This window comes from Frigoribacterium sp. VKM Ac-1396, from assembly GCF_015350895.1.
Classification (GTDB): Bacteria; Actinomycetota; Actinomycetes; order Actinomycetales; family Microbacteriaceae; genus Frigoribacterium.
This window is the reverse complement of record NZ_JADKSD010000002.1, coordinates 812,099-832,006: the sequence shown is the minus strand read 5'-3', so window position 1 is coordinate 832,006 and position 19,908 is coordinate 812,099. Positions and strand designations below refer to the sequence as shown.

The 19,908-nt window shown below is 71.1% G+C and carries 17 protein-coding genes and 1 tRNA gene; 6 read left to right on the top strand and 12 right to left on the bottom strand.

Translation table 11 applies throughout. The features are described from left to right. Entirely contained in the window at positions 1 to 1,566 is a 1,566-nt protein-coding gene (locus tag ITJ55_RS10930; protein WP_194595360.1) for an ABC transporter permease, read from the bottom strand. Further along, positions 1,542 to 2,987: an ABC transporter ATP-binding protein gene (locus ITJ55_RS16045; protein ID WP_228498118.1), complete on the bottom strand. Its 1,446-nt coding sequence runs from the start codon at positions 2,985 to 2,987 to the stop codon at positions 1,542 to 1,544. Before ITJ55_RS16045 ends, ITJ55_RS10930 begins: the two co-directional genes overlap by 25 nt. Before the next feature lie 264 nt (positions 2,988 to 3,251). Here ITJ55_RS16045 and ITJ55_RS10920 point away from each other — a divergent pair, with 264 nt between their 5' ends. The 5 genes from ITJ55_RS10920 (at position 3,252) to ITJ55_RS10900 (ending at position 6,816) form a co-directional block, all read left to right on the top strand. Beyond that, positions 3,252 to 3,965: a phosphocholine cytidylyltransferase family protein gene (locus ITJ55_RS10920; RefSeq protein ID WP_194595359.1), complete on the top strand. Its 714-nt coding sequence runs from the start codon at positions 3,252 to 3,254 to the stop codon at positions 3,963 to 3,965. A gap of 60 nt (positions 3,966 to 4,025) precedes the next feature. Then, the gene (locus ITJ55_RS10915) at positions 4,026 to 4,823 is read left to right on the top strand and encodes an ABC transporter permease (protein ID WP_194595358.1); all 798 of its coding nucleotides are present in this window, start codon (positions 4,026 to 4,028) and stop codon (positions 4,821 to 4,823) included. Then, positions 4,823 to 5,584 carry an ABC transporter ATP-binding protein gene (locus ITJ55_RS10910; RefSeq protein ID WP_194595357.1) on the top strand — a complete coding sequence of 254 codons (762 nt, stop codon included), beginning with the start codon at positions 4,823 to 4,825 and terminating at the stop codon, positions 5,582 to 5,584. The genes ITJ55_RS10915 and ITJ55_RS10910 overlap by 1 nt, the downstream gene beginning before the upstream one ends. A 9-nt stretch (positions 5,585 to 5,593) precedes the next feature. Next, entirely contained in the window at positions 5,594 to 6,397 is an 804-nt protein-coding gene (locus ITJ55_RS10905) for a hypothetical protein (protein WP_194595356.1), read from the top strand. Positions 6,398 to 6,534: 137 nt separating this feature from the next. Further along, complete coding sequence (locus tag ITJ55_RS10900; RefSeq protein ID WP_194595355.1) at positions 6,535 to 6,816, top strand: PilZ domain-containing protein; 282 nt, start codon at positions 6,535 to 6,537, stop codon at positions 6,814 to 6,816. 26 nt (positions 6,817 to 6,842) lie between these two features. Here ITJ55_RS10900 and ITJ55_RS10895 read toward each other — a convergent pair whose 3' ends face one another. From ITJ55_RS10895 to ITJ55_RS10870, 6 genes are all read right to left on the bottom strand, one after another. Beyond that, entirely contained in the window at positions 6,843 to 7,148 is a 306-nt protein-coding gene (locus ITJ55_RS10895; protein WP_056262293.1) for a helix-turn-helix domain-containing protein, read from the bottom strand. Positions 7,149 to 7,307: 159 nt separating this feature from the next. Beyond that, entirely contained in the window at positions 7,308 to 8,612 is a 1,305-nt protein-coding gene (locus tag ITJ55_RS10890; protein ID WP_194595354.1) for a CDP-glycerol glycerophosphotransferase family protein, read from the bottom strand. A 54-nt stretch (positions 8,613 to 8,666) separates the two neighbouring features. Next, positions 8,667 to 9,554 carry a glycosyltransferase family 2 protein gene (locus tag ITJ55_RS10885; protein WP_194595632.1) on the bottom strand — a complete coding sequence of 296 codons (888 nt, stop codon included), beginning with the start codon at positions 9,552 to 9,554 and terminating at the stop codon, positions 8,667 to 8,669. Next, positions 9,551 to 10,357, bottom strand: coding sequence for a CDP-alcohol phosphatidyltransferase family protein (locus ITJ55_RS10880; protein ID WP_194595353.1), 807 nt, complete (start codon positions 10,355 to 10,357; stop codon positions 9,551 to 9,553). The genes ITJ55_RS10885 and ITJ55_RS10880 overlap by 4 nt, the downstream gene beginning before the upstream one ends. Positions 10,358 to 10,363: 6 nt before the next feature. Continuing rightward, positions 10,364 to 11,407, bottom strand: a complete 1,044-nt coding sequence (locus tag ITJ55_RS10875; protein WP_194595352.1) for a glycosyltransferase family 2 protein — start codon at positions 11,405 to 11,407, stop codon at positions 10,364 to 10,366. A gap of 150 nt (positions 11,408 to 11,557) precedes the next feature. Then, positions 11,558 to 13,234, bottom strand: coding sequence for a S1C family serine protease (locus ITJ55_RS10870; protein WP_228498117.1), 1,677 nt, complete (start codon positions 13,232 to 13,234; stop codon positions 11,558 to 11,560). A 144-nt stretch (positions 13,235 to 13,378) separates the two neighbouring features. Here ITJ55_RS10870 and ITJ55_RS10865 point away from each other — a divergent pair, with 144 nt between their 5' ends. Beyond that, on the top strand, positions 13,379 to 14,578 hold the full coding sequence (locus tag ITJ55_RS10865; protein WP_194595351.1) for an aminotransferase class I/II-fold pyridoxal phosphate-dependent enzyme: 1,200 nt from the start codon (positions 13,379 to 13,381) through the stop codon (positions 14,576 to 14,578). Here ITJ55_RS10865 and ITJ55_RS10860 read toward each other — a convergent pair. The 4 genes from ITJ55_RS10860 to ITJ55_RS10845 form a co-directional block, all read right to left on the bottom strand. Beyond that, entirely contained in the window at positions 14,564 to 15,445 is an 882-nt protein-coding gene (locus tag ITJ55_RS10860; RefSeq protein ID WP_194595350.1) for a carbon-nitrogen hydrolase family protein, read from the bottom strand. The genes ITJ55_RS10865 and ITJ55_RS10860 overlap by 15 nt on opposite strands. Next, positions 15,442 to 16,536 carry a glycerate kinase gene (locus ITJ55_RS10855; RefSeq protein WP_194595349.1) on the bottom strand — a complete coding sequence of 365 codons (1,095 nt, stop codon included), beginning with the start codon at positions 16,534 to 16,536 and terminating at the stop codon, positions 15,442 to 15,444. The genes ITJ55_RS10860 and ITJ55_RS10855 overlap by 4 nt, the downstream gene beginning before the upstream one ends. Before the next feature lie 135 nt (positions 16,537 to 16,671). Continuing rightward, positions 16,672 to 16,745: transfer RNA gene (locus ITJ55_RS10850), tRNA-Met, on the bottom strand. A gap of 159 nt (positions 16,746 to 16,904) precedes the next feature. Then, positions 16,905 to 19,835 (bottom strand): UPF0182 family protein, encoded by a 2,931-nt coding sequence (locus tag ITJ55_RS10845; protein ID WP_194595348.1) that lies wholly within the window; start codon positions 19,833 to 19,835, stop codon positions 16,905 to 16,907. Between the last annotated feature and the right edge of the window lie 73 nt (positions 19,836 to 19,908).

Here is a 19,908-nt window from a genome sequence, read left to right as displayed (position 1 = left end):
TCAGCTGCGCAGGGCGAACGCCAACAGCTCGGGGGCGCGGCGAGAGAAGACCCGGGCGCCGAGGGCCACGCCCGCGACCAGGACCACGAGCCCCGCGCCGACGCCCGACACGAGTGCCCAGGTGCCACCCGACGGGTACCCCGAGATCAGCCCACGCCCCGCGAACCACAGGGCCGGAGCGGTCGCGAGCAGGGCCCCGGCGATCATGACGCTCTGCGCCCAGGCCGCGGTCGCGCCGTTCGACTGGGGCTGCTGGAAGGGGTCGTCGTGCGGCCGGACCGTGGCGTAGGGCAGGAGGGCCGAGACGACGCTCGACAGCCCCAGGCCGCTGAGCAGGAAGCCCGCGCTCACCCCGAGCTCGGACGGCAACGCCTGCCAGTCGCCGAACAGCCACGTCGCGACGACCGATCCGAGTGCGACGAGAGGCACCCCGATCAGCAGAGGAGGCGCGAGTCGCCCCACGCGGTCGGCCAGACCCCGCGTGTCGGAGGCCACGTGCATCCACAGCGCGGTGCTGTCGTAGGCCACGTCGTTGTGCGGCAGGAAGCCCAGGATGAGGCACATGATCGGCACCGGCACGAGTGCCAGCCAGTTCCAGCTCACGCCCGCGATACCCAGCGGGACGACGAGCAGCGGCAGGAACGGGATGATGACGAGCGACATGCGGTACCGGGCGTCGCGCATCCAGTAGGTGAGACTGCGGCCGGCGACGGCCCCGGTCGGCGAGGCCCGGACGTACTCGAACCAGCCGAGGCCGTCGCCGTCGTCGACCTCTTCGGGCTCGGGTCGGTCGACGAACGCGCGAGCGACGAGTGCCCGCCAGGCGAGCCAGAGGGCCACGAGCGTGACGGCGGCGATGGCGACGTCGGCCACGACGCGACCGGTCTGGCCGGCGGCGACGTGACCGGGGAGCGCAAGCGCGGCCCCGAACGGCGTCCAAGCGAGGGCGTCCGCGATGACTCCGGTGCCCGAGCGACCGGGCAACGAGAGGCGGACGAGGTCGACGATCACCGGCACGGCCAGCAGGACGACGAGCACGGCGCCGACGAGCGCGAGCTCACGACCGCGACGGGACGTCAGGACGACGCTGTTCAGCGTCGAGGCCACGAGGGCCAGCAACAGCGCGGTGACTCCGGCGACGAGGGCGCCGACGACGGCGACCGCCGCGACGCCGCCGCCCTCACCCCAGGCACGGACGTACCCGGTCGAGAGGACGAGCAGGGCCAGCGTGGGCAGGCCGATCGCGGCACCGAGCGCCAGGCCGACCGCGGCCCGCGGCTCGGGCACGCCGAGGACGGCGAGACGGCGGGGGTCGCTCCAGGCGGGACGGACGGTCGCGAAGGGGACGACGGCGAAGCCGACCAGCAGCAGGGCGCCCCCGCCGACCGCGAGGGCGCGGACGTCGTCGAGGGGCGCGTCGCGCAGGCCGCTCACGAGGCTCGCGACCGCGATCGTGACGATGAGGACGGCGAGCACGGAAGCCACGGCGACGGTCAGGCGGCGCGGCCCGAAGCGGACCGTGTTGCCGATCGTCTGCAGCCTCAGTCGGAGAAGTTCTGCAACCATTCCATGCCCTCCGTGACCGCGCGTCCACCGGCGAGCTCGACGAAACGCTGCTCGAGCGAGCGCCCGGCCCGGACCTCGTCGACCGTGCCGCTCGCGAGGACGTGCCCGTCGACGATCACCGCGACGCTGTCACAGATGCGTTCGACGAGATCCATGCTGTGGCTGGACAGCAACACCGTGCCCCCGCCGGCGACGTACCGCTGCAGGACGTCGGTGACGGTCGCGGCCGAGACCGGGTCGACCGACTCGAAGGGCTCGTCGAGCACGAGGACCCGCGGAGAATGGATGATGGCGGCCGCGAGGGCGATCTTCTTGGTCATGCCGACCGAGTAGTCGCTCACGAGGCGCCCCAGGGCGTCGTGCAGGCCGAAGGCCGTCGCCAGGTCGGACGACCGCTTGCGCGCCGTCACGCCGTCGAGGCCCCGGAGGGTCGCGGAGTAGTAGAGCAGCTGGGCCCCGGTCAGGCGGTCGAACAGTCGCAGGCGGTCGGGCAGCACGCCGAGCGACCGCTTCGCCGCCGCCGGGTCGCGCCAGACGTCGGCGCCCAGGACGGTCACCGTGCCGGCGTCGGGCCGCAGCAGACCCGTCACGATCGACAGGGTCGTGGTCTTGCCGGCACCGTTCGGCCCGACGATGCCGTAGAACGACCCCGCCCTCACCTCGAGGTCGACGTTCTCGACGGCGACGGTGCCGCCGTAGCGCTTCACGAGCCCCGAGATGGCGAGCACCACCGGAGCCTCGGCGTCGACCGCGCCGACGCCCCGCCCCGTGATCGACTCGGGGACGGCGGTCGCGTCGTCGTCGCTCGGCGACTCGGCGTCGGCGTCGGCGTCGACCGTCCGCTCGTCGGACGGACCGTCGTCACCGACGTCGGCCGCTCCGACCTCGGGGGCGACGGTGGTCGGTTCGCCGGCCGACAGCGCGTCCTCGAGGGCCGCCGCCGACGCCTCCTCGGCGCTCAGGGCGTCTCCGAAGTAGTCGTCGGCCGAGACCGGCACGACGACGGTGCCGTCCGTCGTCACGCCCGCGTCCGCGAGCTCGACGACCAGTTCTTCTTCGGCGGCCTTCGCCGCGGCCTCGGCCCGGGCCCGGGCGTTCGCCGCCCGGGTGGCCGCGGCCTTCTTCGCCGCGGCGGACCGGTCAGCCGCCGTTCGCTGGGAGGGCTTGCGGGGCGCCGCCGGTTTGCGGGGCGTCGCCGGCTTGCGGGACGTCGAGGCCTTCCGGGCACCGGTCGCCGACGTCGGGTTCGTCTCGTCCCCGCTCGTCACGGTCGCGTCCTCGGCCACGTCCCCCGTGGTCGTCGCGTCGTCGTCCACTGCGTTCTCCCCCTGGTCGGCGGTGCCCACCGCTCGGACCGTGTCGTCGCCCGGCGTCGAGTCGAGGGCGTCGTCACCCACTTCGTCCTCGCGCCGTCCAGCCATCGCCCCACCGTACCAAGGCCGCGACACCCGTCGGACGACAGGAGGCGCACATCACGAAAAGGACACGCTTCGGAGGCGATCCCTGGCCGCCCGGAGCCTCGTCGGGTAGTCTGCGACAGCACGACGACGTGTCCAGATCGATGCTCCGCGGTGAACACCGCTCGAACACGAGGCGAATCGCACCCAGAGACGGGTCCGGTCCGCACCGCCGGGGCCGCCGCAGAGCCCGTCCCGCACGAGCTCGCCCCTTGTGAGGAGACCACCGTGAGCAAGAACGACACGAACCACCGCCAGCAGATCGTCATCCTGGCCGCCGGGCTCGGCAGCCGTCTCGGCCGCTCGCTGCCGAAGGCGCTGACCGAGTTGAACGACGGCCGCACCATCATGCAGCAGCAGTTCGACAACATCCGCGAGGCCTTCGGGCCCGACGCCCGGGTGACCGTCGTGGTCGGCTACAAGTTCGAGCACATCGTCGAGGCGTTCCCGTCCGCATCGTTCGTCTACAACGAGATGTACGACCAGACCAACACCTCGAAGAGCCTGCTCCGCGCCCTGCGGGCCAGCGCCTCCGGTGGCGTCCTGTGGATGAACGGCGACGTCGTCTTCGACCCGACCGCCCTCACCCGCGCGGCGCGCCTGGTCCGCGACGACCAGTCCTTCGTCACCGTCAACACGTCCAAGGTGTCCGACGAAGAGGTCAAGTACACGACCGACGCCGAGGGCTACATCGCCGGGCTCTCGAAGCAGGTCAAGGGCGGCCTCGGCGAGGCCGTCGGCATCAACTACGTGTCGAAGGCCGACAAGGCCACCCTCGTGCACCAGCTGTCGAAGGTCGACAACCAGGACTACTTCGAGCGCGGCATCGAACTGGCCATCGGCCAGGACGGGCTACGCTTTGAGCCCGTGGACATCTCCGACCTCTACGCCGTCGAGGTCGACTTCGCCGAAGACCTCGAGCGCGCGAACCTGTTCGTCTGAACCGGACCGTCACCGACGGTCGCGCGTCGGGGCGAGACGTCCTGAGCGTGAAGGACGTCCGTGAGCACTGACCTGGCCGGCCGGCCCCGTCGTAGCGGGGCCGCACGATACCGCCAGACGCTGTGGCTGCTGACGAGTCGAGACCTCAAGGTCCGCTACTCGACGTCGAAGCTCGGCTACGTGTGGTCGATCCTCGACCCGCTCGTCATGTCGGGCATCTACTTCTTCGTCTTCTCGGTCGTCTTCAAGCGCTCGGTCGGCGACGAGCCCTACATCGTCTTCCTGCTGTCGGGCCTGCTGCCCTGGATGTGGTTCAACGGTGCCGTCTCGGACAGCACCCGCGCCTTCATCCGCGAGGCCAAGCTCGTCCGGTCGACGAAGATCCCGCGCACGATCTGGGTGTTCCGACTGGTGGGGTCCAAGGGCATCGAGTTCGCCCTCAGCCTGCCCGTCCTGGCCGTGTTCGCCGTCGCCGGCGGTGCCGAGCTGCACTGGCAGGTCGTGTTCTTCCCCCTGGCCATGGTCATGCAGACGCTGCTCGTCGCCGGGGTCGGGCTGATCGTCGCCCCGCTCGTGGTGTTCTTCCGTGACCTCGAGCGGGCGACCAAGCTCGCCCTCCGCTTCACGTTCTACGCCTCCCCCGTCATCTACGGCACCCAGGACCTCCCCGACGACCTCCACCTGCTCGCGGCGTTCAACCCGTTGAGCGGCATCTTCGGGCTCTACCGCTCGGCGTTCTTCCCCGAGCAGTTCGACCTCACCGAAGTCCTCGTCGGCGGGGGCGTGTGCCTCGTGGTCCTGGCCGTCGGGCTGCTCGTCTTCCGCGCGAGCGAGCGCGCCGTGCTGAAGGAGATCTGATGACCCCGACCGGCCAGGGTCCCGTGATCCGCGTCGACGGCGTCGGCATCCGGTTCCGACGCAACCGACGTGGACGTCGCTCGTTCAAGGACCTCTTCGCCGACAGCGGTCGCCGCTCACGGCCGGGCGAGTTCTGGGCCCTGCGCGACGTGAGCTTCGAGGTGCATCCGGGCGAGGCCATCGGCGTCGTGGGGCGCAACGGCCAGGGCAAGTCCACGTTGCTCAAGTTGGTGGCCGAGGTGATCCTGCCCGACACGGGCACCGTCGTCGTCTCAGGCGGCGTCGCACCCCTGATCGAGATCACGGGTGGCTTCGTCGCCGACCTGACGGTGAGTGAGAACGTCTACCTGACGGCCGGCCTGCACGGCATGCACCGCAGCGAGATCGACGAACGGTTCGACGAGATCATCGAGTTCGCCGAGATCGCCGACTTCGTCGACACCCCCTACAAGCACCTCTCGAGCGGCATGAAGGTCCGCATCGCCTTCGCGGTGATCTCACGACTCGAAGAACCCGTGGTCCTCGTCGACGAGGTGTTGGCGGTCGGCGACAAGGCCTTCCGCGAGAAGTGCTACGCCCGGATCGGCGAGATGCTGGCCGACGGTCGCACGCTCTTCCTCGTCTCGCACAACGAACGTGACCTGAAGCGGTTCTGTCGACGGGGGCTCTACCTCGACAAGGGTCGACTGGCCTTCGACGGGCCGCTCGACGAGGCGCTGGCCCGCTACGCCGCCGACCACCCTCCCCGCCCCCCGGCGTAGTGTCGACGGGTGCCCTTCCGCCGTCACCCCCAGAGCCCCGACCACGAACCCTCCCCGTCGAGCGACGCGCTGACCGCGCGCGACGACGGCGCGTCGCCCGAGTACCACTACGAGACCTCGGCGCCCGAGCGGACGGACGACGCCGCGTGGGTCCGGCGCCTCGACAAGCTGCTCGCCGTCCAGCGCCCGGTGGTCGTGAAGCACGTCGCCATGCTGCGCCGTCGTCACAAGAAGGCCACGCCGCAGAAGTTGATCGCCGTCCTCGAGCGCGAGTACCTCGCCGCCGTGACGACCGGCGGCGCCGCCGTCGGGGCCAGCGCGGTCATCCCCGGTGTCGGCTGGGGCGTCTCGCTCGCCCTGTCCGGCGTCGAGACCGCCGGGTTCCTCGAGGCGAGCGCCCTCTTCGCACAGTCGGTCACCGAGGTCCACGGCATAGCCGTCTCGGATCCCGACCGTGCCCGCGCCCTGGTCATGGCCATGCTGCTCGGAGGCCCCGGTGCCAGTCTCGTGCGGCAGTTCGCCGGCGAGGCCATGGGCACCGCTCCGGCCAGGACGGCGTTCTGGGGCGAGTTGGTGACCGACAAGCTGCCCAAGGCGGCCATGAGCGGCCTCACCGACACCATCCGCAAGCAGTTCATCCGACGCTTCGCGGCCTCCCAGGGTGCGTCGGTGCTCGGCCGCGCGATCCCGTTCGGCATCGGGGCGGTCGTGGGCGGAACGGGCAACCACCTGCTCGGCCGCAAGGTCGTCACGACCGCCCGGACGGCGTTCGGCGTGCCCCCCACCGAGTTCCCCGCCAGCCTGACGCCCTGACGCCCCGACGCCCGGCCCTGCCAGACCGTCACCGTGGGCGTGCGTCGCCGACCAGGGTCCGATCGTCTCGTCCCCGACCCCCCCGTCGTCCACAGGCCCTCGGAACGGGCATCGGTGGTCGCACCCACCATGGGCCCATGACCACGACGACCCTCGCCTACACCGTTCCGTTCACCCTCGATCGCCGTCGCGCACCCCGGGTGTACCGCCTCCTCAACGACTCCCCCGAGACCGTCACGGGCGTCCGCGTCACCCTGGTGGGCACGGGGCTCCTCGTGCCGGTGGCGACCACGCGCCTCGACCCGGGCTCCTCCGTCGACCTCTGCGTGATCGGCGTCGAGCTGGCCCGCAGCGCGATCGCCGTCGTCCGGTGGTTCCGACCCGACGGCACCGAGTACCTCTGGCGGTTCAGCTTCTGAGCGACGGTCGTGAGGCGGCGACCGCGTCAGCTCGAGAGCCGAGCCCGCCGTTCGGCCACGTAGTCGGCGGCGGTGAAGGCCTCGACGAGGGGCGGCAGGTGCTCGACCCCGAGACCGGTGACCAGCTCGGCCGGGTCGACGCCCAGCACGACGGCCAGTCGGACGACCGTGTGCAGCACGGGGTTGCCGATGCCCCGTTCGATCTTGCCGTAGTTCGAGACGTTCATGCCCGCCAGGTGCGCGACCTCGTCCTGGCTGAGCCCGAGCCGGAGGCGCTGGTCACGGATGCGCTCCCCGAAGAGGCGGGCGGCGGCTGACGTCGGTTCAGGCATGCCTCATGGATACGCTGCTCGGCGTCTGAGATCCAGAGTCCAGAACACCGAGACATGAATGCCCTGTGCATCGAGACACCATCGCGTGAATCGGCCGCGGACCTCGACGCCGTGAAGGTCGGTCGCCCCGAGGGTCGGTCGCCTCGGAGGTCTCCCGCCTCAGAGGTCGGTCGCCTCCGGGTCCCCGGCCTCGGGGTCCGCGCCTCCCGACGCTCCGGCGGCACGCCGTTCGTCGTCGGCAGGGTGGCGCGCGGCGTAGTCGTCGCGCAACCGGACGAGGTCTTCGACCGCGGTCTCGAAGCGCTGCGTGGCGGCCCCGGGCGACGTGTCACCGAAATGGTGACGGACCCAGTGCTCGAGGCGCCCCCGCGCCTCCGGGTCGCCGACGACGCGATCGACGAGCGCGACGATGTCACCGGCCCCCTCTGCCGACAGCCACTCGGCGTGGCCGAGGTAGCCCGACTCGTCGACGTCGGCCTCGACCGCCACCGGTCGCGTCACGACGAGGGGTCGACCCGTGGCGAGGCGGTCGTAGACCATCGCCGAGATGTCGGTGACGGCGACGTCGGCCGACGCCAGCTGCCACCCCAGCTCGGGCCCCACGTCGTGGACGTGGTGCGCCTCGGGGTCACGCGCGTTGGCTTCGGCGATCGCCCTGATGACGGACTCGTGCGCCCGCTTGTAGTCGGGATCGAGCACGCCGCTGCGCGGATGCGCCCGGTAGACGACCCGGTGTCGCCCCGTGGCGAGGAGCGCCTCGACGAGGGCGAGTCCGTGCGTGGCGATCGAGCCGTACGCGGCCGCGGCGCGGTCGCCCTCCCAGGTCGGGGCGTAGAGCACGACGAGCCGGTCGTCGTGCGGGTACGGCACGTCTCCCGCGAAGTGGTCGGCCTGTGGTCTGCCGACGGGCACGGCACGCTTCTCGAGGTCGTAGTCCCAGAGCTTGGCGGCCAGGCGCCCCTTGGCGGCGTCCCCGGCCACGAAGGCGTAGTCGTACGCCTTGAACTGGTTGGTCGTCATGTACATCTTGTCGCTCTCGCCGTGGTTGACGAAGACGTGCCACATGCGGCCGTACCGCATCATCTGGAAGTTCTTGGCGTTCTGATTGACGTACAGCGTGAGCGCGAGGGGCTGGTCGGCGACGAAGTCCTCGAGGTCGGCCACCTTGCGGGCGTAGACGAGCGGCACCGGGCACTCGTCGAGCATCGTGACCATCGTGCCGGGCGAGCGGACGACGACGGCGACGGGGTACGTCTCGGCCAGGTGCGCCAAGGGCGCGTACCACTGCCTGATCTGGTACATGTTGACGGTCGTGTCGGCGAAGTAGACGGCAACGCGGACGGTGCCCGGTGCGGGCGTCGCGGCGGCCCGGGGGTCGCGCTCGAGTCGACGCCGGCTGCTGCGCGACCGGACGGCACGGCGGGCGAGGCTCCAGGCGAGCCCCAGGTCTCGGGTCAACGGCACACGGACTCCTCGGATCGGGTCCGCCGCCCCGATCGGCGCCGGACCCCGGAAAGCCTAGAGGACCGGAGGTCGGCCGGCCCTGGACATCCGCAGGACCGTTACCCAACCGATGGAGCGTCGGCCCCCCGGCGTCTCACGCCAGCCCTCGAGCCACCCCGCGAACCACGGGCGAAGGCGCTCGGGCGTGCGAGCCCAGCGGAGCACCTGCACGGCCGTCCACGACCCGACGTAGACGGGCACCAGGGGCCAGGGCAGGTTGCGCTTCGCGAGCCAGACGCGGTTGCGGGCGTTGAGACGGTAGTAGTCGGCGTGCCGCGCCGGGTCGACGGCCGGGTGGTTCGCGACGAGCGCGCCCTCGTACCAGGCGCGTCGCCCCTGGGCCCAGACCCGCCAGGCGAGCTCGATGCCCTCGTGCGCGTAGAAGTACGGTTCGCCCCATCCGCCGCAGGCGTCGAAGACCTCCCGGGGCAAGAGCGTCGCGCCCTCCCAGACCGAGAACACGTCGCTCGACCGTCGGGGGTCTCCCTTGCGCAGCCGCGGCGTCCACCGACGAGGGTTGGCGGCGCCGTCGGGGTCCACGACGCGCGGCTGCAGCAGCCCGATCTCGGGTCGGGCACGCAACAGGGCGACGGCGTCGGCCACGAAGCTCTCGGACGGCAGACGGGCGTCGTCGTCGAGGAAGAACACCCAGTCGCCCGTCACGGACTCGGCCCCGCGGTTGCGACCGGCGGGGATGCCCACGTTCTCGTCGAGCTCGAGCAGACGGACCCCGGCCGGCACCTCGACGCGGGGGGTCCCCTCGTCGCGCCCGTTGACCACGCAGACGACGTCCAGCTCGACGTCGCGCTGGGCGAGCAACGACGCCAGCCCGCGACGCAGGTCGTCGGGTCGACGCCCCTGCGTCAGGCTCACGACGCCGACGCGGGGCACGTCCTCGCTCAGGAGCGCACCCGCTTCGAGGCCATGATCGCGACGAAGTGGCCGACCAGGGCCAGCACCGAGAGGGGCAGCAGGGCGACCAGCAGGACGCGGTCGGCCGTGGCACCACCCACCACGAGGCCGACGATCGCGGCGACGAACACGAGCATGGTCAGCTCGACCGAGTGGTAGAGCCGGTGGAAGGGCACGAACCTCGCCGCGCTGCGGAGCCGGGACAGGAGGCGCCCGCTCGGTTGCGTCGCGCCTCCTCGCTTGTCTTCGAGGCGGTCGAGACCCGCGTTCGCGCGCGCGACGTGGACCATGTCGTTGAGGGCCTTGTTCAGCACGATGACGAGGGCCAGGGCGAAGCCGGCGGTCGTCCAGGCGAAGTCGGCGGGGGTCTCGAACGGGAATCCCGCGGCCCGGACGCCGAGCACGATCGGGATGAGCGCCTCGGTCGAGTAGTGGCCGACCTTGTCGAGGAACACCCCGGCGGGCGAACTCGTGCCACGCCACCGGGCGACCTCACCGTCGCAGCAGTCGACGAGCATCTGCAGCTGACCGAGCACGAGGGCGAGCAGGGCGCCCGTGATGCCCGGCACGAGCAGCGACAGGGCCGTGCACCAGCCGACCAGGATCATCAGCCCCGTCACGCCGTTCGCCGAGACGCTCGTCTTCAGCAGCCACCACGTCAGGTAGGGCGAGACGTCGCGCAGGTACAGCGACGCCGTCCAGTGCTCGGCGTTCGCACGGCTGCGCACCTCGGGCGGCTGGGCGACGCGTCGCAGCTCGGCGATCGAGTTCGGTCTCGCGGGCAGCGCGGTCATCGGCGGCTACCTTCCGGTCTGGGCGGTGATGTTCTTCGTGAGGTCGAGGAAGCCGAGCACGAAGCCGACGCCCCACCCGAAGTGGATGGAAGGCAAGACTACGAGAAACCAGGCACGGGTGCGGAGGTCGTCGCCCCGTGCCGCGAGCACGGCGGCGGCGAGCACGAAGACGACGTAGACGCCGGGCACGACCAGGGCGAGCGTCGCCCAGCCGAGCGGGCTGCCGAGCGCGAGCCCGACCACGCCCACGAGCCCCAGGACGAGGCCGAGGGCGACGCCGAGCACCATGGCCGGCGGCACGAGGTAGCGCAGCGTGTTGGCCTTGGGGAACCGTCTCGCGAGTTCGCCGCGCCACAGCCCCGTGGCGACGAACTGCCGTGCCAGCTTTCGCAGGCTCGGCCGCGGACGGTACGTGACGACGAGCCGGGGGGTGAACCACACCGTGCCGCCCGTGGCCCGGAGCCGGCGGTTGAGCTCCCAGTCCTGACCGCGCTTGACGCCCTCGTCGAAGAGGCCGACCTCGATCAGACGGTGCCGCAGGAAGACCCCCAGGTAGGCCGTGTCGGTCGGCCCCTCGGCACCGCCGACGTGGTGGGGCGTCCCGCCGAGGCCGACCCGACTGCCGTAGGCGCGGGCCACGGCCTTCTCGAAGGGAGTGCGGCCGACCGCGGCCATGATGCCGCCCACGTTGTCGGCGCCGCTGCGTTCGAGGGTCTCGACCGCGATGCGGGTGTAGTCGCTCGGCAGCACCGAATGGGCGTCGACGCGGACGGTGACGGGGTGCACCGAGGCGCGGATGGCCACGTTGAGCCCGGCGGGGGTCGACCCCACGGGGTTGGGGATGCTGCGGACCCGCGGGTCGGCGGCCGACATCTCGGCGACGACCTCGTTCGTCCGGTCGACGCTCGGGCCGAGCGCCAGGATCACCTCGAACGGGCCCTCGTAGTCCTGGACCAGCAGGCTCTCGACCGCCGCCCGGATCTCGTGCTCTTCGTTGAGGACGGGCATGACGTACGAGACACCGGGTCGGGTGCTGTCGCCTGCTGGCATGGGTCGCGTTCCTCGGGCTCGTGAGCGCCGGGGAGGCGCGGGTCGGTGCTGCGGGACGGCCGCAGTGATCGTGGCGAGCTTAGCAACACGCGAACGGGGGCCGGGACGCCGAAGCGCCCCGACCCCCGTCACGTCGACCGGGGAGGTCTGTCAGCTGGTGAGCGTGTCGAGGGTCACGTCGGTCGTGGCGGTCTGCCCGTCTCGCACGTACGTGAGCTCGGCCGTCGCGCCGCCGGCGAGGAACCTGACCTGCGCGGTGAGGTCGGTGCGGTCGCTGATCGGCACGCCGTTGAACTCGGTGACGACGTCGCCCTGGCGCAGACCGGCGTTCTGTGCCGCGCCACCCGGGCTGAGCTGCACGATGAGGGCACCGACGCGGTTCGCGTTCGCGTCGCTCGTGGCGTCGTTCACGCTGGCTCCGAGCAGCCCGTGGCTGGCCGAACCGTTCGCCATGATCTCTTTCGCGACGCGCTGCACCAGGTTCGAGGGCACCGAGAAGCCGACGCCGATGCTGCCCGACGAGTCACCCGAGCTCGCGATGGCGACGTTCAGGCCGATCAGCTCGCCCTGCGAGTTCAGCAACGCACCACCCGAGTTGCCCGGGTTGATCGAGGCGTCGGTCTGGATCACCGGCAACGAGATGACCGAACTCGCCTGGTTCTGCGTGCTGCCGTCACCGTTGTTGAACGAGAAGGGGCCCTGGCCGTTGTTGTCGTTCTGCTGGCCCTGGTCGCTGCCGTCGCTCGGCGCGGCCGAGGACTGCACGGTGATGCTGCGGTTGAGCGTCGACACGATGCCGTCGGTGACCGTGTTCGAGAGTCCGAGCGGTGCGCCGATGGCCACGGCCGTGTCGCCGACGTTGAGCTTCGACGAATCGGCGAAGTCGATGGGCGTGAGGCCGCTCGCGTCGATCTTGAGGACGGCGAGGTCGACGGTGGGGTCGAGGCCGACGACCTCGGCCGGCAGGATGCTGCCGTCGCTGAGGGTCACGGTGATGGTGCCCGACGCGCTGGCACCGTCGAGCGTGACCACGTGCGTGTTCGTGACGATGTAGCCGTCGTCGCTGAGGATGACGCCCGAACCCGTGCCGCCGGACTCCCCCGCCGTCACGTTGATGGTGACGACGGACTTCGTCGCCTTGGCGGCCACCGCCGTCACGACCGTGGCGTCGTCGTAGTCGTTCACCGTGAGGTCGCGCGACTGACCCGTCGCCGAGACGCCGACCCCGGAGTCGCGCGAGAGCACGGCCGCGACGCCACCACCGGCCGCACCGCCCACGAGGACCCCGACGAGCAGTGCCGCGGCGACGGTGCCCAGGCCCCGTCGGTTCTTCTTGGGCTGCGGCGCGGGTGCCTGCCAGCCCGCCGAGGCGTAGGAGTTCGTCGAGTCGTAGGCGAACGCCGACGACTCGGACGCCGGTTGCCGGTACGGGTCGGTGGTCGGCTGCTGAGGGTACGACCCGTCCTGCTGGTACGAACCGGGCTGCTGGTACGAGGCGGGCTGTTGGTACGAACCCGGCTGCTGGTACGAACCGGGCTGCTGGTACGAACCGGGCTGCTGGTACGAACCAGGCTGCTGGTACGAACCCGGCTGCTGGTACGGATCGGGCTGGTGCTGCGCGAACGCCCCGGTCTCCGGCGTGCTGCCGGGCAGGGGAGGCGCCCCGTACGTGACCCCCTGGTCGGCCGGGTACGGCGTCGTGGGCTGGGCGTCGTCCGGTGCGACCCGGTGCTCGCCCTGGGTGCCCTGCGAACCGTCGGCGGTTCCGTCGGACGCGCGGGACGCGCCGTCGTCGGTGCCGTCGTCGCGGCGGGGGGTGTCGGTCATGGTGCTCCTTCCAAGCCCTGACAGCCTGGTCGCCCAAGCTGGGCGGATCATTCGGCGAGCCTGTGAGCGGACTGCGCCCACCTTATGCGGCACCTGGACATACCGACCCCATCATCCGCCGCGCAGGGCTACGGTGACGGGATCATGACCCATCAGGCACCCTGGCAACGCGCCGCGAGCGGCGCCATGCTCCTCGACCACGACGGCCGGCTCGCTTCCACGATCTTCGCCGAGATGTCGGCCCTCGCCACGGCGACCGACAGCATCAACCTCGGCCAGGGCTTCCCCGACGAGGACGGCCCGGACGAGGTCCTCGCCGCCGCCCACGAGGCCATGCGGTCCGGGCTCAACCAGTACCCGCCCGGCCGCGGCATGCCCGTCCTCCTCGACGCCGTCGTCGCCCACCAGCGACGGTTCTACGGCATCGACCTCGACCCCCGCCGCGAGGTCCTGGTGACGGCAGGGGCGACCGAGGCCCTGGCGGCGACGATCCTGGCCTTCGTCGACCGGGGCGACGAGGTGGTGACCCTCGAGCCCTTCTACGACGCCTACGGTGCCGTGATCGGGCTCGCGGGAGGCGTGCACGTCACCGTTCCGCTCCGGGGGCCCGAGTCGAGAGTCGACCCCGACGAGCTCCGTCGGGCCTTCGGTCCCCGCACCCGACTGGTGGTGCTCAACGATCCGCACAACCCGACCGGAAGCGTCCTCGACGACGCGACCAGGCGCCTCCTGCTCGAGTTGGCCGTCGAGCACGACGCGCTCGTCGTCACCGACGAGGTCTACGAGCACCTGCTCTTCGACGGAGTCGCCCACGTGCCGTTCGCCACCCTGCCGGGTGCGGCCGACCGCACGATCACGATCTCGTCGGGCGGCAAGACCTTCAACACGACCGGCTGGAAGATCGGCTGGCTGACCGGCCCGGCCGAGCTCGTCGATCGCGTCGTCGCGGTCAAGCAGTACCTGACCTTCGTCAACGGCTCGGTCTTCCAGCCCGCGATCGCCGTCGGCCTCGGACTGCCGGACTCCTACTTCGACGGCATCGCCCGGACGCTCGGCCACAAGCGGGACGTGCTCTCGGCCGGGCTGCGCCGCGCGGGGTTCGCCGTCCGGCGGAGCGTCGGCTCGTACTTCGTGGTGGCCGACGCGGCGCCCCTCGGCTTCGACGACGCGGCCGACCTGTGCCGACGCCTGCCCGAGCTCGCCGGCGTCGTCGGGGTCCCGATCAGCGCGTTCTGCCACCCCGCCTTCGCCGTCGAGCAGTCGTCACTCGTGCGGTTCGCGTTCTGCAAGCGCATCGACGTGCTCGAACGGGCCTCGGCCCAGCTCGCGTCACTCTCGGTCTGACCCCGACCCGGTCGACGTGCCGTCGTCGACCGGACGCGGGACGACGTCGTACCGCCGCAGGGCCAGCGAAGGGTTCGTCCGGCGCACGGCGGCGATCCGGGCGGACGACACCCGCGCGAGCGCCAGCACGTCGACCTCGTCGCCGACCGACGCCAGTGCCACCCCCGTCGGGTCGACGATCGTGCTGCACCCGACGCCGACGGGCGGGGCGTGGTCGGCCGCGGCGACGTAGATGGTGTTCTCGAGCGCCCTGGCCGTCACGAGCGTCGTCCAGTGGTGTTGCTTCAAGGGCCCGCGCACCCATTCGGCCGGCATCAGCACGACGTCGGCCCCGGCGTCGACGAGCGTGCGGGTGACCTCGGGGAACCTCAGGTCGTAGCAGGTCTGCAGCCCGAAGACGAGCCCGTCGGCCTCGAACGTCGCGGAGACGGCGAGGGGGCCGGGGACGATCCAGCGGGACTCCTGCCCTCCGAATGCGTCGTACAGGTGCTGTTTCGAGTAGGTCGCGACGATCCCTCGACCGGGCGCGACCGCCACCAGCAGGTTCTCGAATCGTGACGGGTCCGACGAGACGGCGACCAGTCCGGCCACGAGGACGACGTCCAGGCGGTCGGCCAGTCGGCGGAGGTGCTGCACGAACGGCCCGTCGACGGGCTCGGCGGCCTCGAGGTAGGCGGGGCCGAGCTCGGCGGAGAAGAACGACGAGTACTCGGGGAAGACCACCACGCGTGCCCCGCGGCGGGAGGCCTCCTCGGCGAGGCCCTCGATGGTCCGCCGGTTGAGAGCCGGGTCGTCACCCGGCGCGGTCTGGGCCACCGCGACGACGACGTCGCCCGCGTCGACGCCTGTGCCCGTGCCCGCACTCATCGTGCCCACCTCGCGGCCACCACGGCGGCCGCCTCCTCGAGCCAGAAGGAGGCGCGGGTCGTCGACTCGTCGACGCCACCGGCCAGCTGCGTGGTCGCCACCACGTCGGCGAAAGCGCCGGTGGGGGCGGCGACGTCACCCGCGACCAGGACGACCGGGAGGCCGCGCTCGGTCGCGAGTCGCGTCACCAGCGACACGGTCTTGCCCGCCGCGGTCTGGTCGTCGAAGCGGCCCTCGCCCGTGAGCACGAGATCGGCCGCCGTCAGGGCTTCGGGCAGGCCGACGGCCCGGGCGACGGCGTCCGCGCCCGGCACCAGTCGGGCACCCCAGGCGAGCAGGCCGAACGCGGCGCCGCCGGCCGCCCCGGCACCCGGTGTCGTCGGGTCCACGTCGACGAGGCTCGCGAAACGTTCGAGGCCCCGCTCGAGCGCCAGGACGTCGTCTGCCGACGCCCCCTTCTGCGGCCCGAAGACCGCGGCCGCACCGCGGGGCCCGAGCAACGGACTGTCGACGTCGGCCAACAGGCTCGCGCCCCCGCGCGGAACGGGCACCGCGGCCGAGAGATCGACCCGCACGGCGGTGGTGAGGCCGTGGTTGCCCTCGGCGACGGGTTCGCCGAGCGAGTCGACGATGCGGGCGCCCAAGCCCATGAGCGCCCCCGCTCCCCCGTCCGTCGAGCCGCTGCCGCCGAGACCGACGAGCAGCCGGTCGGCGCCGGACTCGACGGCCGCCCGCATGACCGTGCCGAGCCCCCGGGTGTGCGCGTCGTGCGGCGCGGGCACGGCGAGGAGCCCGAGGCCGCACGACGAGGCCAGTTCGACGACGGCCGTGCCGTCGGGCAGGGCGAGCCACGGGGCGTCGACGGCACGGCCGTCGGGGCCCTCGACGACGACCTCGTGACGGATGCTTCCGGGCACGGACCTCTCGAAGGCGTCGAGGGTGCCCTCCCCACCGTCGGCGAGGGGCAGCACGACGATCTCGTCGTCGGGCCGCGAGCGCGTCCACCCCCTGGCGAGCGCGTCGGCGACCCCGGACGCACCCAGGCTGCCCTTGAACGAATCGGGCGCGACGACCACCCGCAGTCTCGACATGTCTCAACCATGGCACGGTCGGTGCCTTCGCCACGGCGCGTCGACGACCGGACTCTCTGACGTCGGTACCCGAGACGAGGCTCCGGGGACGAGAAGAAGGCCCCGGTCTCTCGACCGGGGCCTTCTCGTTTCTTGTTGCGGGGGCAGGATTTGAACCTACGACCTCTGGGTTATGAGCCCAGCGAGCTACCGAACTGCTCCACCCCGCGGCACAAGAAATGACTCTAGCACGCCCGGAGCGAGCCGTCCAATCGAGCCCCCGACCCCCGTCGCGTCTCACCGCACGCGCTCTCGCCGCGCCCCACCCGAGACGACGAGACCCCCTTGCCGAGAACGGGAAGGGGGTCTCGTGACGGTGCACCGAGCGTCTACTGCCCGCTCGCCGCCACGGCGTCCTCGAGTGCGGTCTGGAGGCGCGCATCGGCTTCAGCCGCCTGGACGAGGTCGTTGTCGGCGTAGGCCGCGGCCCGGTCGTTCAGCGCCTGCTGGGCGTCGGCGAGCGCCTGGTCGAGCGCGGCGTTGGAGGTGCTCGTCCCCGTGCCCCCGGTGTCGGGAGTCGCGGTCCCGCCGTCGGTCGAGCCGTCGTCGGTGCCGTCGCCGTCCGTGCCGCTGCCCGTCGTGGGCACGCCGTTGTCGCCGGCCGTCGCCCCCGAGTTGCCGCCGAAGAGCGAGTCGAGCGCGCCGTCGAGGGTGTCCTCGAAGGCGATCTTGTCACCGAACGAGACCAGGATGCGCTGCAGGACCGGGTACGACGTCTCGGAGTTGGACTTGACGTAGATCGGCTGGACGTAGAGCAGACCACCGCCGACCGGCAGGGTCAAGAGGTTGCCCCGGACGACGCTCGTGTCGCCTCGCGTCAGGAGCGCGAGCTGGTTCGCCACGGCCGTGTCGGTGTTGAAGTTGTTCTGCACCTGGCCGGGGCCGGGCAACGTGTCGGTGCGCGGCAGGGCCAGGAGCGTGAGCTTGCCGTAGTCCGACGAGATCTCGCCCGGCGTCGAGCCCGCGTCCGCGTTGGCCGCCAGGTAACCCGTCAGCACGTTCCGGGCGTTCTCACCCGACTGTTGCGGGATGTACGTCGAGTAGATCGAGAAGGCGGGGTCTTGGTCGGGCAGCTGCAGCGTGAGGTAGTACGGCGGCTGCAGCGGCGGGTTCTGCGCGTTGCTCGTCGGCTCGTTGGGCGTGACCCAGGCGTCGTCGCTCGAGTAGAACGAGTCCGCGTCGGTGACGTGGTAGGTGCCGAGGATGGCCCGCTGGACCTTGAACATGTCTTGCGGGTAGCGGACGTGCTGCAGCAGCTCGGCCGACATGTCGCTCAGCGGCGACAGCGTCGAGGGGAAGATCTTGTCGTAGGTCTGCAGGATCGGATCGCTGGTGTCCCACGCGTAGAGCTTGACCGAACCGTCGTAGGCGTCGACCGTGGCCTTCACCGAGTTGCGGATGTAGTTGATGTTGTTCGACGCGTACACCGGACGGTCGTTATAGGTGTCGGCGATCGCGTCGGACAACGCCTGCGGCTTGGAGTACGGGTACTCGTTCGTCGTGGTGTACCCGTCGACGATCCAGACGACCTTGCCGTCGACGACCGAGGGGTACGGTGCGCTGTCGATGGTGAGGTACGGGGCCACCTTCTGGACGCGCTCGGTGGGGTCGCGGTCGTAGAGGATCTGCGACTGGTCGTTCACCGCGTCGGACAGGAAGATCTGCTCGGACTGGAACTTGATCGCGTAGATGAGCTTCTTGAAGACGTTGTCGAGCTTGGGCCCGCCGTCGCCCTCGAAGGTCGTCGTCTCGTTGGTGCCGTTGTCGTTGCTGCCCGACGGGTAGTCGAGCTCGATGTCGTTCTGACCGGTGCCACCCACGATCGAGTAGGTCGGCGACTCCTGGCCGAAGTAGATGCGCGGCTCGTAGTCGCCGAGGGCACCCGTCACGGGAATGCCCGATTCGAGGAAGACGGGCTGACCGTCCGCCGACCGCTGGTTGCCGTAGGCCGCGACGACCCCGTAACCGTGCGTGTAGACGAACGTCGTGTTGTACGGCGTGGCCGAGTTGCCGAGCTGCGAGGTGTTCAACTCGCGCACCGCGATCACGGTGTCTTGCACGTTGCCGTCGATCGTGTACCGGTCGACCGCGAGCTGCTCGGGGAAGCTGTAGTACTGGCGGTACTGCTGCAGCTGCGCGAAGGCGTCGGTGACGAGCGCCGGGTCGATGATGCGGATGTTGGCGGTGGTCACGGCGTCGCCCGCCAGGGCACCCGCCTCGGCGTCGGACTTCGCGTCGTAGGTCTGCTCCTCGACGTCGGCCACGCCGTAGGCCTCGCGCGTGGCCTGGATGTTGCGCTCGATGTACGGCGACTCGACCGTCCGCTCGCTCGGCTCGACGGTGAAGCGCTGCACGATCCAGGGGTAGATGCCCCCGACGATGATGCTGATGATGATGAGGGCGGCGGTGCCGATCACCGGCAGGCGCCACCGACCGACGATCGCGGTCACGACGAACAGGATCGCCACGACGACGGCGATGCCGGCGAGGATCTGCTTGCCGGGGATGCCGGCGTTGACGTCGGTGTAGGTTGCACCGGTCAGCAGCTTGTTCGTGCCGTCGGACAGCGTCGCGTACTGGTCGAGCCAGAGGCTGACGCCCTGCAGCAGCAGGTAGACGGCCGCCGTGGTCGCCAGCTGGATGCGGGCCACCTTCGAGATGCGCACCTCGCGACCGGTGAAGCGCAGCGCGCCGTAGAGGTAGCTGGTCGCGACGGCGGCGATGCCAGCGATGAGGACGACGGCCGAGGCGAATCCGACCGCGGCCTGGTACAGCGGCAGCTCAAACACGTAGAAGCCGATGTCGAGCCCGAACTGGGCGTCGGTCTGACCGAAGGGCGTGCGGTTGATCCACTCGAGCACTGTCTGCCACTGCGTCGACGTCGCGATGCCCGCGAAGAGGCCGAGCACGACGGGGACGCCGATGACCACGGCACGACGCAGGGGTTCGATGACCTGCTGGTAGCGGTCGAGCTGCGAGTTGAGCTTCGCGTAGACGGGACGGAAGCGGAAGGCCACCTCGATGCTGACGTAGACCGGCACGGCCATGGCGACGAAGCCCACCGCGAACATGACGAGGCGCGAGATCCACTGGGTCGTCAGCACGCCCGTGAACCCGAGCTGCTGGTACCAGAGGTAGTCGGTGAGCAGCGACGAGAAGATGAAGAAGGCGATGACCAGGGCGGCGAGGACGGCCACCGTGACGAGGACGGGCAGTCGGGGCGAGCGTCGTGCGGTTCGCGACGATGCGGGTGACGTCAAGGGTGTGCTCCTGGCTGACGGGGACGTGGACGGCCATCCTACGGGTCGAGCCTGGTCGTCTCAGCGTCCGCCT

Bases quoted from the DNA above. Each gene is read 5' to 3' on its own strand.
- ITJ55_RS10930 (WP_194595360.1), bottom strand. From the start codon at position 1,566: ATGGTTGCAGAACTTCTCCGACTGAGGCTGCAGACGATCGGCAACACG.
- ITJ55_RS16045 (WP_228498118.1), bottom strand. From the start codon at position 2,987: ATGGCTGGACGGCGCGAGGACGAAGTGGGTGACGACGCCCTCGACTCG.
- ITJ55_RS10910 (WP_194595357.1), top strand. From the start codon at position 4,823: ATGACCCCGACCGGCCAGGGTCCCGTGATCCGCGTCGACGGCGTCGGC.
- ITJ55_RS10900 (WP_194595355.1), top strand. From the start codon at position 6,535: ATGACCACGACGACCCTCGCCTACACCGTTCCGTTCACCCTCGATCGC.
- ITJ55_RS10895 (WP_056262293.1), bottom strand. From the start codon at position 7,148: ATGCCTGAACCGACGTCAGCCGCCGCCCGCCTCTTCGGGGAGCGCATC.
- ITJ55_RS10880 (WP_194595353.1), bottom strand. From the start codon at position 10,357: ATGACCGCGCTGCCCGCGAGACCGAACTCGATCGCCGAGCTGCGACGC.
- ITJ55_RS10875 (WP_194595352.1), bottom strand. From the start codon at position 11,407: ATGCCAGCAGGCGACAGCACCCGACCCGGTGTCTCGTACGTCATGCCC.
- ITJ55_RS10870 (WP_228498117.1), bottom strand. From the start codon at position 13,234: ATGACCGACACCCCCCGCCGCGACGACGGCACCGACGACGGCGCGTCC.
- ITJ55_RS10865 (WP_194595351.1), top strand. From the start codon at position 13,379: ATGACCCATCAGGCACCCTGGCAACGCGCCGCGAGCGGCGCCATGCTC.
- ITJ55_RS10860 (WP_194595350.1), bottom strand. From the start codon at position 15,445: ATGAGTGCGGGCACGGGCACAGGCGTCGACGCGGGCGACGTCGTCGTC.
- ITJ55_RS10855 (WP_194595349.1), bottom strand. From the start codon at position 16,536: ATGTCGAGACTGCGGGTGGTCGTCGCGCCCGATTCGTTCAAGGGCAGC.